Annotated in this window: 14 protein-coding genes, 1 tRNA gene and 1 pseudogene; 5 read left to right on the top strand and 11 right to left on the bottom strand. The window is 53.4% G+C overall.

All coding sequences use genetic code 11. The features are described 5' to 3' along the window. Nucleotides 1-34 precede the first annotated feature (34 nt). From Q8K09_RS05740 to queA, 6 genes are all read right to left on the bottom strand, one after another. Nucleotides 35-571, bottom strand: coding sequence for a glycine zipper 2TM domain-containing protein (locus tag Q8K09_RS05740; protein WP_305254016.1), 537 nt, complete (start codon nucleotides 569-571; stop codon nucleotides 35-37). Between the two features lie 106 nt (nucleotides 572-677). Then, nucleotides 678-1,583, bottom strand: a complete 906-nt coding sequence (secF, locus tag Q8K09_RS05745; protein ID WP_305254017.1) for a protein translocase subunit SecF — start codon at nucleotides 1,581-1,583, stop codon at nucleotides 678-680. 9 nt (nucleotides 1,584-1,592) lie between these two features. Then, on the bottom strand, nucleotides 1,593-3,461 hold the full coding sequence (gene secD / locus Q8K09_RS05750; protein WP_305254018.1) for a protein translocase subunit SecD: 1,869 nt from the start codon (nucleotides 3,459-3,461) through the stop codon (nucleotides 1,593-1,595). A gap of 63 nt (nucleotides 3,462-3,524) precedes the next feature. Beyond that, a complete protein-coding gene (yajC, locus tag Q8K09_RS05755; protein ID WP_305254019.1) occupies nucleotides 3,525-3,857 on the bottom strand; it encodes a preprotein translocase subunit YajC in 333 nt (110 codons plus the stop codon). A gap of 39 nt (nucleotides 3,858-3,896) precedes the next feature. Next, nucleotides 3,897-5,012 (bottom strand): tRNA guanosine(34) transglycosylase Tgt, encoded by a 1,116-nt coding sequence (gene tgt / locus Q8K09_RS05760; protein WP_305254031.1) that lies wholly within the window; start codon nucleotides 5,010-5,012, stop codon nucleotides 3,897-3,899. A gap of 14 nt (nucleotides 5,013-5,026) precedes the next feature. Next, entirely contained in the window at nucleotides 5,027-6,076 is a 1,050-nt protein-coding gene (gene queA, locus Q8K09_RS05765; protein WP_305254020.1) for a tRNA preQ1(34) S-adenosylmethionine ribosyltransferase-isomerase QueA, read from the bottom strand. A 112-nt stretch (nucleotides 6,077-6,188) separates the two neighbouring features. Here queA and Q8K09_RS05770 point away from each other — a divergent pair. The 5 genes from Q8K09_RS05770 (at nucleotide 6,189) to Q8K09_RS05790 (ending at nucleotide 9,897) form a co-directional block, all read left to right on the top strand. Next, nucleotides 6,189-6,273, top strand: a tRNA-Leu gene (locus Q8K09_RS05770). A gap of 207 nt (nucleotides 6,274-6,480) precedes the next feature. Then, nucleotides 6,481-7,689, top strand: a complete 1,209-nt coding sequence (locus Q8K09_RS05775) for an integrase arm-type DNA-binding domain-containing protein (protein WP_305254021.1) — start codon at nucleotides 6,481-6,483, stop codon at nucleotides 7,687-7,689. A gap of 89 nt (nucleotides 7,690-7,778) precedes the next feature. Continuing rightward, nucleotides 7,779-8,588, top strand: coding sequence for a hypothetical protein (locus Q8K09_RS05780; protein ID WP_305254022.1), 810 nt, complete (start codon nucleotides 7,779-7,781; stop codon nucleotides 8,586-8,588). 93 nt (nucleotides 8,589-8,681) lie between these two features. Continuing rightward, nucleotides 8,682-8,939: an AlpA family transcriptional regulator gene (locus tag Q8K09_RS05785; protein WP_305254023.1), complete on the top strand. Its 258-nt coding sequence runs from the start codon at nucleotides 8,682-8,684 to the stop codon at nucleotides 8,937-8,939. Nucleotides 8,940-9,375: 436 nt separating this feature from the next. Beyond that, nucleotides 9,376-9,897 (top strand): hypothetical protein, encoded by a 522-nt coding sequence (locus tag Q8K09_RS05790; RefSeq protein ID WP_305254024.1) that lies wholly within the window; start codon nucleotides 9,376-9,378, stop codon nucleotides 9,895-9,897. A 176-nt stretch (nucleotides 9,898-10,073) separates the two neighbouring features. Here Q8K09_RS05790 and Q8K09_RS05795 read toward each other — a convergent pair whose 3' ends face one another. From Q8K09_RS05795 to Q8K09_RS05815, 5 genes and pseudogenes are all read right to left on the bottom strand, one after another. Further along, nucleotides 10,074-10,358 (bottom strand): hypothetical protein, encoded by a 285-nt coding sequence (locus tag Q8K09_RS05795; RefSeq protein ID WP_305254025.1) that lies wholly within the window; start codon nucleotides 10,356-10,358, stop codon nucleotides 10,074-10,076. Between the two features lie 75 nt (nucleotides 10,359-10,433). Continuing rightward, nucleotides 10,434-11,402, bottom strand: a complete 969-nt coding sequence (locus tag Q8K09_RS05800; RefSeq protein WP_305254026.1) for a metallophosphoesterase — start codon at nucleotides 11,400-11,402, stop codon at nucleotides 10,434-10,436. 23 nt (nucleotides 11,403-11,425) lie between these two features. Next, nucleotides 11,426-11,683 (bottom strand): hypothetical protein, encoded by a 258-nt coding sequence (locus tag Q8K09_RS05805; RefSeq protein ID WP_305254027.1) that lies wholly within the window; start codon nucleotides 11,681-11,683, stop codon nucleotides 11,426-11,428. Nucleotides 11,684-11,741: 58 nt separating this feature from the next. Further along, a complete protein-coding gene (locus Q8K09_RS05810; RefSeq protein ID WP_370869489.1) occupies nucleotides 11,742-13,028 on the bottom strand; it encodes an ADP-ribosylglycohydrolase family protein in 1,287 nt (428 codons plus the stop codon). Between the two features lie 342 nt (nucleotides 13,029-13,370). Further along, nucleotides 13,371-13,503: pseudogene (locus Q8K09_RS05815) on the bottom strand (IS30 family transposase); the annotation flags it as partial.

Consider the following 13,503-nt stretch of genomic DNA (forward strand, 5'->3'; position numbering starts at 1 on the left):
AAGCGCCCCGCAGAGCGCCATTTTATCTGCAGAGTTACTCGGCCGCGTCGACCAATACCAACTGCCCGTCTTTAGCCGGAATTCGGCTACCAGGGTCATTGTCCATGCGCACGCGCCCCTCTTCACCGTCCAGCTGATACTTCACGTCATAACCGACCACTTTCTCGCTGGTATCGGTGACGGTACGGCAACGGTTTTCAGTGGTGGTGTAGGTATCACCCGCCTGCATGTTTTCCTGCACTTTGTTGCCGGCGTAACCGCCACCAACAGCGCCGGCTACGGTCGCAATCTTCTTGCCAGAGCCGCCGCCTACCTGGTTACCCAACAAGCCACCGACCACCGCCCCGATTGCCGTACCGGCAATCTGATGCTGATCCTGCACCGGCTTCTGCCGGGTCACGGTAACGTCCTCGCAGACTTGGCGCGGCGTCTTGATCGTCTCCTTGACCGGCTGCACAGCCAAAACTTCGGCGTACTCGGAACCACCCATAAGACTATAAGTGGCTACCGCACCGCCCGCTGTCACACCGACGGCACCCAGCACAGCACCAACGAGCATTGACTTGTTCATGGAAACTCCTGATTTCGCTTATTGGGTGCCTGGCACCTTGTGTCCGAAGGTATGACAGGAGCAATGCGCCACTAGTTCAACTGCCGCACAAAGCCCCCAAGCCAACTCAGGGGCGCTCATCGACCTCTTCGGTCGCCACTGGCGGAATCAGGTCATCGACCGTTAGGTCAAGCCAGACCAGCGCGGCGTTGGAGATATAAATCGACGAATAGGTACCCACAAAGATGCCCACGAACAGCGCGATCGCAAAACCGAACAGGTTATCGCCACCAAAGACCAACAAGGAACCAACCGCCAGCAAGGTCGAAATCGAGGTGGCCAGGGTGCGCAGCAGCGTTTGCGTAGTGGAGATATTGATGTTGTCGATCAGGCTGGTCTTGCGCAGCACCCGAAAGTTTTCGCGCACCCGATCGAAGACCACAATGGTGTCGTTCAACGAATAACCGATGATCGCCAGCAGTGCCGCCAGCACAGTGAGATCGAACGTAATCTGAAAGAACGACAGAATACCCAGGGTGACGATGACGTCATGCACCAACGAGATGAAGGCACCAGCGGAAAACTTCCACTGAAAGCGGAAAGCCAGGTACAGCATGACCCCGCCCAACGCCAGAAGCATACCCAGGCCGCCCTGATCGCGCAGCTCCTCACCCACCTGCGGCCCGACGAACTCGACCTTTTTCACTTGCAGCTTGTCGCCCGCCTGCTGCAGCACGGCGGCAACCTTGTTACCCAACTCCGCATCATCGCCCTGCATACGCACCACCACCTCAGTGGTAGCACCAAAGCTCTGCACCACGGCATCGCCATAGCCGGCGCCGGACAAATGCTGGCGAATACTGCTGAGGTCTGCCGGCTGCTCATAGGCCAGCTCGATCTGCGTACCGCCGGTAAAGTCCAGGCCGAAGTTAAGGCCTTTGGTAGCCAGGCTACCTAGTGCGATAACGGTCACGAGCAGGGTGAGGGCCAGCGCAATCTTGCGCACGCCCATGAAGTTAATTACACGATTCATCTCAGCCCCTTAAATCCACAACTTCTTCAGGTCACGCCCGCCGAAGCTCAGGTTGACCATGGCTCGCGTCACCAGAATGGCAGTGAACATCGAGGTGAGAATGCCCAGCGACAGTGTCACCGCAAAGCCCTTGACCGGACCGGTACCCATGGCGAAGAGAATCCCGCCCACCAGCAAGGTGGTCAGGTTACCGTCGATAATCGCCGAGTAAGCACGGTCAAAGCCCTCATGAATCGCCCGCTGCACTGACATGCCATTGGCGATTTCCTCGCGAATCCGCGAGAAGATCAGCACGTTGGCATCCACCGCCATACCCATGGTCAGCACGATACCGGCGATACCCGGCAACGTCAGGGTGGCGCTCAGCAACGACATCAGCGCCAGCAACATCACCATGTTCAAACCCAGGGCAAGGGTTGCCAGCACACCAAAGAAGCGGTAGATCACAATGATAAACAGCGAGACGAACAACATGCCCCAGAGGGCAGCATTGACACCCTTGGCGATGTTGTCTGCACCCAGGCTCGGACCAATGGTTCGTTCCTCGGCGAAATACATTGGCGCCGCCAGGCCGCCAGCGCGCAACAACAGCGCCAGTTCGGTCGACTCACCCGGACCATCGAGACCGGTAATCCGGAACTGACCACCCAGCGGCGACTGAATGGTGGCCAGACTGATGATCTTCTTCTCTTCGACGAAGCTCTGGATCGCGACTTCCTTCTCGACGCCATCAACCACCTCGCGCATGTAGCGCACAGTCGGCTTTTGCTCGATAAAGATCACCGCCATGCTGCGCCCGACATTGCTGCGCGTTGCACGGTTCATCAACTCGCCGCCATGACCATCCAGACGAATGTTCACCTGCGGGCTGCCATTCTCATCAAAGCTGGCCTGGGCATCGGTCACCTGGTCACCGGTGATAATCAGCTCACGCTCCAACTCGGCAGGCGGACGCCCCTCCTCGCGGAACTCGAAGGCCTCAGTCGAGGCTCTCGATGCATCGGGACCGGCAGCCAAACGAAACTCAAGGTTGGCCGTCTTGCCCAGAATACGCTTGGCTTCTGCGGTGTCCTGCACGCCCGGCAACTCAACCACGATGCGATTGGCACCCTGGCGCTGAACCAGCGGTTCGGCCACGCCCAACTCGTTGACCCGATTGCGCACAGTGGTCAGGTTCTGCTTGATCGAGTACTCACGAATTTCTGCGAGCTTGGCCTGGGTCAAGGTTAAACGCAGCACCTGCAAACCGTTACGCTCGAGCGCATTCAACTCAAAGTCGGAGAATTCCTTGCGAATCAGACTCTCGGCCTTCTCCAGAGTAGCCTCGTCGGCGAAACCCAACTGAATGGCGTCATTGAATTCAGGCAGGCTGCGGTAGCGCACACGCTCTTTGCGCAACACGCTCTTGACCTCACCCTCATAGACCTTGCGCCGCGCATCCAGGGCCTTATCCATGTCCACTTCCAGCAGGAAGTGCACACCACCGGACAAGTCCAGGCCTAACTTCATCGGCCCAGCACCCACATTACGCAGCCAGTCAGGAGTGGTTTGCGCCAGGTTCAGCGCCACCACAAACTCCTCGCTCAACGCGCGCCGCACGACATCCTTGGCTGGCAGCTGATCAGCCTTGTGCATCAAGCGGATCAACCCGGCGCGACCCTGCGCAGCAACCTCAAGAGCTTTGACCTCGATACCGGCCTCGCCCAGGGCACGCCCGGCACGCTCGAGATCGGCCTGCTCGACCTGCATGGCAATATTACTGCCACTGATCTGGATCGCCGGATCATCTGGGTAAAGGTTGGGCGCGGAATAAAGAAAGCCGATCGCCAGCACAGCCAGGATCAGCAGGTACTTCCAGAGGGGGAACTTATTGAGCATGACGCCGCCCGTTATGAAGCGGGGCGCATTAAGCGCCCCGTCGAATGGTAGAAAGTCTGCTACTTAGATCGCTTTCAGCGTGCCCTTAGGCAGGGTCGCGGCGATGGCCACTTTTTGAATCTTCAGCTCAACGGTGTCGGACACTTCCAGTACCACGAAGTCATCGCTGACCTTGGCCACTTTGCCGGCGATACCGCCGCTGGTCACAACCTCGTCACCTTTCTGCAGGGTACCAAGCAAGTTCTTGTGCTCTTTGGCACGCTTGGCCTGGGGGCGCCAGATCATCAGATAGAAGATGACCAGAAAACCAACCAGAAACACCCACTCAAAACCGGAACCAGCCGGACCAGCTGGCGCAGCGGCATCGGCATAAGCCATCGGGATCAAAAAGCTCATGTAACACTCCTATTGAAAGCTATTTAAGAACGTTGATTATCAGCCCAGTGGCGGGACCTGCAGGCCACGCCGGGCATAGAAGGCATCGACAAAGGCGGCCAATGTACCCTGTTGGATAGCCTCGCGCAAACCAGCCATTAGCAGCTGATAGTGACGTAAGTTGTGGATTGTATTCAGCATACTGCCCAGCATTTCGCCGCACTTATCCAAATGATGCAGGTAGGCACGGGAGAAATGTTTGCAGGTGTAACAATCACAGGTCGCATCCAGAGGTGAATCGTCATGCCGGTGCACTGCATTACGAATCTTCAACACCCCGGTATCGACGAACAAATGCCCATTGCGTGCATTACGGGTCGGCATTACGCAGTCGAACATGTCCACGCCGCGGCGCACGCCCTCGACCAAATCCTCTGGCTTGCCAACACCCATCAGGTAGCGCGGCTTATCCGCAGGCAACTGCGCCGGCAGATAATCCAACACCTTGATCATCTCGTCTTTCGGCTCGCCGACCGATAGACCGCCAATGGCGTAACCGTCAAAGCCGATCTGCTCCAGCCCATCAAGGGAGACCTTGCGCAATTCTTCATGCATGCCGCCCTGAACGATGCCGAATAGCGCCGCCGTGTTTTCGCCATGCGCCTCTTTCGAGCGCTTGGCCCAACGCAGCGAGAGCTCCATGGAGCGTTTGGCGACATCGAATTCAGCCGGATAAGGCGTGCACTCGTCAAAGATCATCACCACATCCGAACCCAGATCGCGCTGCACCTGCATCGATTCTTCAGGCCCCATGAACACCTTGGCGCCATCTACCGGCGAGGCGAAATACACGCCCTCCTCCTTGATCTTGCGCATCGCCCCCAGGCTAAACACTTGAAAACCGCCGGAGTCGGTCAGAATCGGCCCTTGCCACTGCATGAAATCGTGCAGATCGCCATGCTTTTTGATTACCTCGGTGCCCGGGCGTAGCCACAGATGGAAGGTGTTACCGAGGATCATCTGCGCACCCGTCGCCTCAATGTCGCGCGGCAACATACCTTTGACCGTGCCATAGGTGCCCACCGGCATGAAGGCCGGCGTCTCGACCACGCCACGGGGGAAGGTAATGCGTCCGCGCCGCGCCTTGCCATCGGTCGCCAGCAATTCAAAAGACATCCGGCAGGTGCGCGTCATACGTGATCCTCTGGCCCGCGTGGCGCGGGGTTGCGGGTGATGAACATGGCATCACCATAACTGAAGAAGCGATAACCTTCGGCGACCGCGCTTTTATAGGCAGCCATGGTTTCCGGGAACCCGGCAAACGCCGATACCAGCATCAACAAGGTCGATTGCGGCAAATGGAAATTGGTCACCAGCGCATCGACCACATGCAGCGGCCGACCCGGGTAGATAAATATATCGGTGTCACCACTAAACGCCTTGAGCACGCCATCGCGCGCCGCGCTTTCCAGCGAACGAACGCTGGTGGTGCCCACCGCCACCACACGCCCGCCACGGGCACGGCAGGCAGCAACAGCATCGACTACATCCTGACCGACCTCCAGCCACTCGCTGTGCATGTGGTGATCTTCGATGCGCTCGACCCGTACTGGCTGAAAAGTACCCGCCCCGACATGCAGGGTCACAAAGGCACTTTCAACCCCCATCTCGGCAATGCTCGCCAGCAACGCCTGATCGAAATGCAAACCTGCGGTAGGCGCCGCCACCGCACCGGCACGCGCGGCGTAAACGGTCTGGTAGCGCTCGCGATCGGCTGCATCGTCCGGACGGTCTATATAAGGAGGCAGCGGCATGTGACCCACCCGCTCGAGCAGCGGCAAAACCTCTTCGGCAAAACGCAACTCGAACAGCGCGTCATGCCGCGCCACCATCTGCGCCTCACCACCGCCATCAATCAGAATCGTCGAACCCGGCTTGGGCGACTTGCTCGAACGCACATGAGCCAGGACTCGATGACTGTCCAGCACCCGCTCGACCAACACTTCGAGCTTGCCGCCAGAAGCCTTCTGGCCGAATAGACGCGCAGGAATCACCCGGGTGTTGTTAAACACCATCAAGTCTCCGGGGCGCAAATACTCCAGCAGATCACTGAACTGACGGTGCGCTAGCGCACCACTGGGCCCATCCAGCACCAGCAAACGACTGGCACGGCGCTCAGCAAGCGGGTGGAGGGCAATAAGAGCGTCAGGCAGCTCGAAATCAAAGTCGGCAACGCGCATTTTGGGAGGGAGTCATCTAACAGGGCGGCAAAGCTTACCGGAAATAGTGCAATCTGGCCACGCAAGTGGATTGACCAAGCCCCAATGCATCCCTATACTCCACCGCCATTGTGCCCCGGTGGCGGAACCGGTAGACGCGGCGGATTCAAAATCCGTTTTCGAGAGAAGTGGGAGTTCGAGTCTCCCCCGGGGCACCATACAAACTTATCAGGACGTACCGAAACGACCTGAGACACTAGAGAACCGGCCATCTGAGCCGGTTTTTTATTGCCTACAATTCCCAACCCTTCCCTTGAAAGCCCAGAATTATGTGAGTAGATTTGTGAGTAGAGCTAGTAAGGTCTAACAATCTACTCACACCAAGAGCCACAAGCCTAGAGTGGTGTGACCTGCAAGGGATCGCTATGCCGCTGACAGATACCACCATCCGCACCGCTAAGCCCAAAGAAAAGCTCTACCGGCTAACAGACGCCAACGGACTCTGCGTCGAAGTTAATCCGAGCGGATCGAAATTATGGCGCTACCGCTACCGATTCAACGGCAAAGCAAGGATGCTGGCTTTAGGCGCATATCCCAACATCACGCTTTTGAAAGCCAGGCAGCAACGCGACGCAGCCCGACAGCTACTGAACGACGGCATAGACCCGAGCGAACAGCGCCAAGCCGTGAAAATAGCGCAAAAGATGGAAGGCCTGACATTCGAGGTACTGGCTAAAGAATGGTTCGACTACAAATCACCGCGCTGGGCAGTGCCGACTGCTAATAAAGCTGCCGCGTATCTTGCGTCTGATATTTTGCCAGCCTTAGGCAAACGCCCTGTTAAGGCCATCACCCGGCCGGAACTGGTCGACCTACTGCGTAAGATCGAAGGTCGCAAGGCCTTTAACGTGGCGAAAAAAACGCGTCAATGGTTAAGTCAAATATTCCGTTACGGTTTAGCTAAGGGTGTTGTTGAAGGTAACCCCGCTACCGATCTAGATGTAGTGGCTGCCCATGCCCCCCGCACCGTCCACCATCCGCACGTGACATTTGCCGAATTACCAGAGCTGCTGGAAAAACTCGAAGCGAGTAAATGTCACGTCTTGACCCATTACGCAGTGCGCATGCTGGTACTCACCGGCGTACGCCCCGGCGAAATGCGAAACGCGCAGTGGTCAGAGTTCGACCTTGCGGCAGCTACTTGGACAATCCCCGCCGAACGCATGAAAGCTCGCCGGATGCATCTGGTGCCCCTGCCCGATCAAGCCCTGATCATCCTCAGCCAGATACAAGAGATCACAGGACGCTACTCACTAGTTTTTGCTGGTGCTAACAATCCAGAGCGGCCCATGAGCGAGAACACTGTTAATAAAGCGCTCAAGCTAGCAGGCTATGAAGGTCGACAGACTGGTCACGGCTTCCGACATCTGCTGAGCACAGAGCTTAATGGACGTGGATACAACAAGGATTGGGTCGAACGCCAGCTCGCTCACGGCGATAGCGACGACATGCGCGCGACATACAACCACGCAGCCTACCTTGATCAGCACCGGAAGATGATGCAGGCATGGGCTGACTCAATTGAGAGCACTTGCAGCGACGCCAACCTCGCGAACCTCAAGCACAGCGGCTAAGTTTTTTGGCTGAGTTTAACTGAGACGAAGTCATTTCCTGCGCCAGCGGTGCCGCATCTATTTTAAAATTACGTTTGAGAAATAAGCATATGAGCAAGATGCTGAAGTTCAAGAGATACCTCACCTCTGGCGACGCAGCCGAATACCTGACAAAAAAGCTAGAAGAAGAGATAACAACTCTCGATGTAGAAAGACTTTTACTGGATGGGCACATTGCGGCTTCAGTCATTACTAACGAATGGCATTGTTTTTATCTAAAACCCAAAGACACCAACAACGCAGCGAAAAGCAAACACTTTGCTCACTGCCCGACTCCGGGTGAAACGCCAGACAAAATCATTAATGGCATATATAACATTGATATTGCAGAGCTTGACTCAACCAACAACTACATAACAATTAAATTGGAAACAGACATCAAAGCTGCCTGTTATGAGATAGATCGCACAAAATACACACGTGTAATTAGCAACATCTCCGACGGAGAAGCCCCCAACAAGAGCCTATCGATGCTCGAGAAACTACAACAATCACTTAGTTCCATACCCATGACTGCTGACCCAGCCTCTCCCGGGCACGCATACCAGAAACCGTCTATTAGTTCGGCGAATTTAGTTATCAAACCAGCTGACCTTGAAGCATTCGTTACTATGACTAATGACGACAAGCCTATGCAGCTGGAAAAGCCGCTAGATTATCGTGAGCGAGCAAGCATGGAGCGAATCATTCTGATCTTAGCTAAGGAGTCTGATTACGATTTAAGCAAACCGTTTAAGGCAGCGGAAATTCTACAGGCAGCAGCAGCGCGGTTTGCAGTCGAGGCACCAGGAAGTAAAGATACCATAGCAAAACATCTAAAAGCAGCTGCCCTCCACGACACACTAAAGCGCAAACCCTAATAGAGCTAAAGCCAATCCTAGTAGGACAAAGTTCTTGCTTCAAACTATATCTTATGAGCCATGTTCTTAACGCAGCCAAAGGAGGCCGCAAACATGGCACGCACCACCCTACCTACCCAAAAAAAAATCGAACAACCCTCCGCAGTTGTAACTTCGCTACGCATCTTTATTAAACTGGCTGAAGTAAAAGTACTTACCACCCTCTCCACGTCCGAAATCTACCGCCGCATAGCAGCCGGAACCTTCCCTAGACAAGTCGCACTCGGGCCTAAATCTGTTGTTTGGATCGAGTCTGAAATTTTGGCATGGTGTGACGACTGCATCAGAGTTAGCCGTAAAAATGCTGCTTGAATTTAGCACCAATCATTAATTCGGCAAAACCAATAGCCAGCACCCTTCTTAAACTGCAAGAGTTATATTGCGAGCTTGATATCACCCATCTTAAGTGAAAGCGGTACTGGGACTATAAACTGCATACGCAGTTACAGACTGGTGGTTACTTAATACCATAACCGGTTAGACCTTCAGTCATTTTGCCACTACCACCTACGATCACTCCAGGCAGCGAGCCAAATAGCACTCAAGATCTAATCAATTTAGAAACCACATACCTATAAATAAAAGCATAGATACAAGCAAGTCAAGGCCCCGGCATTGTCTGGGAAGGGTTTAACGCTATAGGCGACTCTCTGCGGTTTAACAACCATGTCTGAGCTTGTGAATAAAGGCAGCGAGAGTGCCTTGGTTTAATTGTGTCTGAAATAAAAATCACATAAACGAGTCAACAATGAACAAAACAATATTTGATATAGCAGCGATTAAAAGATTGAAATTAGAAACAATTAATACCCTCAACAGGCAAGACTTTCGCTTCTTTATTACCCTTAATTTTAATGGCGTGAAAGATGACCTGAAGGCTCAGGATTTGATTAGAAAATTCCTAAACTTGCTTAATGCAGAGGTTTTTGGAAAAAGATCAAGTAAAAGTGTGGTGATCGCGTGCTCGTTAGAAAAGCATAAGTCGGGAAATTATCACCTTCACATTATTTCAGAAGATCCCACCAGCAGAATTTTGAGCGAGAGTCGTAAATTGAATTTTAATTACAGAAATATTATTAAAAAATGCTGGGAAGCCACGGATATCAGAATGGCGCGAATATCCATTTCATGCCCAGATAAAAGCAGTTGGTTTAAAGAAATATACGACCAAGAAGGTGTGATTGAGTACATATTAAAAGAATTTGATCGCGGGCGCACTGATGTCATTCAGTGGGATCTTTCAAATTTTCACGGGGATAGAATTTTATGAGTATAGAATTGATTAGCCTTTCCATGGTTTTTGCCTATGGGTACACAATGCTTTTGTGTGCTATATTTATTCGATAGCGCACTATTTTTTATTAAAGCCATACTCAATTAATTGCACAGCGTGCAATTAATTGCTTTTTTGTGCTTAGGTCTCGATTGATTTGGCTAGGCGGGCGGTTAGCTTACTTCGAAATTAAAATTAGCAAAAGTAAATCCATGCTCTGCTCTTGAAAATGTAATTTGCGAGCCTAATTTAATAAGCGATGACGATTTGACCAAGGCCTCAATCTCATGATTGCTCAAGTTCGAAATGTCGTCATTAGCAAAGACAAGACTTTCAGCAGTAATTCCATCCCAACGCCATTTTTGATAAAGCACTTCATAGTGACCCAGTCTTGTTTCTGTCTGGGCCACTATGTGGGTGTCTATATCTGTGGGAACACCTGAGAATTTTCCGCTCACATTTACTCCAGATGAATAGAGCCACTAGTGCATACAAACTGGAACCTGCTGATTCCTCTCAGTCAGCGCCTATCATTACCGAGCATTTACTATGTCGCCTTGATGGTTTACTGAAATGAAATTTTCAGTACACAGTAACTGCTCACCACTCCAACGATACGCGCAAAGCTTGCGATTATCGATGCCATTTTTCGGCGGTTTGGCTGCAATGCTATAGTCCAAACATGCAATATATTCATTTAATGGGGCAGGATCGGTATTCAACCAATAATGACCAAGAAAAACCGGCTTATCGTTTGCGTAGCTTGATAGCAAACCATCTGAAATAGGCTCATGAGGAATAAGCTCGATAATTTCTAGCGGAACCATGGCTATATCGCGATAGGTGACGGCCTTAGAGTCCCACCATTTAGTCCTTATATGCTGGCGACGATGGCCGTCCTTGTCAGCAAAGTCAACGCCTTCAGGAAGTGGGATTTCTAGACCTTTCAGTACTATCTCGAGCGCCTCGAAACCTGCTGAACCCTTGCGCGTCAATTCCGCCCACGCCTCTGGCAGAATGCAGTTTTTATCATCGGTATGGTGCTTTAATTCTTGCAGCGATGCCGGCTGCCAGCAGGCATGTACGACTCGTAGCCCTTCAAGGTCTAAGTACAATGGCAGCGTTTTAAACCAAGCAATTATTTCTTCATGTAGCTCAGAGTCTGCGTTTACTTGTGTTAGAAACTCGACATGCTGGTTATGGTTTTTGTCACTATGAATACGTAAATACTCGCCTTCGATCTCAGCATTAGGCGTTGCCCAAGCTACTGCATTGAACTCATGGTTACCCATCACCGCTTGGGCATGGCCATGCTCTACCATTGAGCGAGCGATGCGAATAACCTCAAGCTGTTCAGGCCCTCGATCAACAAAATCACCTAAAAAAATCACAGTGCGCTCTAGGTGTTGCCACACGCCATCTTGCTCAAAATAATCCATGGCCTTGAGCAGCGCCTTGAGTGGTGCCGCATGCCCGTGAATATCGCCAATAAGATCGTACATCCACTACTCCAATGCTTAACGAATTAATCCTGAGCGCGAGACTCAAGGGCTTGTACCACGCTGGCGATCACCAGCGGGTCAACTGATTCAACCTCGAACCACTCGATCAGCGTGTCCCTGACAGCCCCTGCAGTCGGCCGACCACTTGCCAGGCTCTCAAATACGGCATTGGCGATATTGTCGTATTCGTCGAAGCAGTCATTTTCCTTGCAGCAAGTGCCCATGGGGTCGGTGTTAAACAATACCTCTGAAATCTGCTCAACCGTCAGGCTCTGGTGCATTTATTGTGCTCCTTATCAGCTAGCGTATTTGGATTGTTCACCTGCCAACACAGTGCTATTACCAGCCCGGATAGCGATCCCAGATAACGGTGCTTTCCTGACTTCCACCCTCACCGTCGAAGGCGTAGGGCACATAGGTAATATCGTAGGCAACCTGCTCGATCACATCACGCAGTTCCAGGTACTCCAGCCAACGGTTGGGGATAGCATTGACGCCATGAATCAGGCCCAGGAAGTGACCTGCGATCAACCCCGTACTGTCGCTGTCACCGCTGTGGTTCACGGCACGAATAACCCCTTCCTCGAAGCTCTTGGCCGTCAATGCACACCAAAGCCCGATGGCCAGCGCTTCCTCGGCAATCCAGCCGCCGCCTAGCGCCTCGATGCTTTCCGGCGTGGGAATGACGCCGCGTCGGGAGGACTCGAGGACGGTCGAGATAATCCGCTTGGTTTCCTCCATTCCCTCCCGATGTTCGTTCTCTTGCAGGCTTTCGAGCACGGCATCAGCCAGGGGGATTTGGGTCAGCCAGACCCGCTGCAGTATGTCCGCAAACAGTCCTGCGGCCAGGTAGCCAGTCGGATGGCCGTGGGTCATATGGCTGGACTCGGCAGCAGTGGAGAAGGCGCTGGTGAAGAAGGCGCAAGGCGCAACGCGCATCACACCACCGCAGCCCTTGCTGTTGTTCTCTGCCAGATGGCCGAAATGCGTGCTCTCGCCCAAGGCGTTCAAGCAGGTGCGACCCGGAGCGCGACTCGCCCAGAGACGGCGCTCTTGAAACAGCCAGCCATCGGTGCCGACTTCTATGACGTTGCCGTACTCGTTAGGCTTGGCGCAGGTTCGCATGCCCTGGGTGAGCAGCCAGCGCAGCAGGGAGTGGTGAATGACGCTGGGCGGGTGACAGATGCCACGGGCCTCACTGCGAACATTGGCCCGTAACAGGCCCTCGGCAGTGAACAGCATCATCTGGGTGTCATCGGTGATGGCACCCAGGTGCCCGTAAGTGGGCACAAAATCGATGATGCCCCGGGGGCCAAACTCCTTACGGATGGCAGGCCAATCCATAAACTCGACAGGGGCGCCCAAGGCGTCGCCAACGGCGCCACCGAGCAAGCAACCGAGCACGGCAGCAGGGTCGCGCTGCATATGGGGCTGACCTTCCAATATGCGCAGATAGGGCTCATCGTCGCGCGTCAGCACCTTCTTACGCAGATAGCCCTCCTTATCAGCCAGCAAGAGCGCTGCGCGTCCGCCGCGTACACGTTCAGTCTTGAACACCCGCGTCGGTTGAGCGGTACGCTCGTCTACCAGCAGCGCGTAAGGTTTGATTTGTTCGAGATACAGCATGATGAAATCCCTCCATACCTATTCAGCCTGTCAGTGGCCTTTGATGGGGTTAGACTAACCTATCAACGCGACATATTACGTCGCACCCGACACACATGATACTCAGCAGCCGAATGACGGATATGCGGGAAAGGTCATGTTCCATCAGAATATGTTGATGGCTTCACTCATATGGGGATTACTCAGCATATGGCTTTTATTCTTGTGGGGCTGCCTTAGCTTTTTGCTAAAAAAAATCGGACTGTTTTCCGTCATTATTGAGCAGAGACGCCCGCAGATCCTCAGCGCATTTCGTTGGGTTTGGCTGCTGCCCCTGCATATCGCGGGAATCACCCCCTGAATTCAACTCATAAGTGCAACGCTCACCCCTGCATACACTTCGTACGGTGTCTTCCAGCCCAAGCGTTTGCGTGGTCGTAAATTGATCTTCGCAACAACCCGATTCACGCTTTCCACCGTCAGTGCACTGAAGTCA

The sequence above is a fragment of the Pseudomonas sp. genome, assembly GCF_030683065.1.
In the GTDB taxonomy this organism is placed as follows: domain Bacteria; phylum Pseudomonadota; class Gammaproteobacteria; order Pseudomonadales; family Pseudomonadaceae; genus Aquipseudomonas.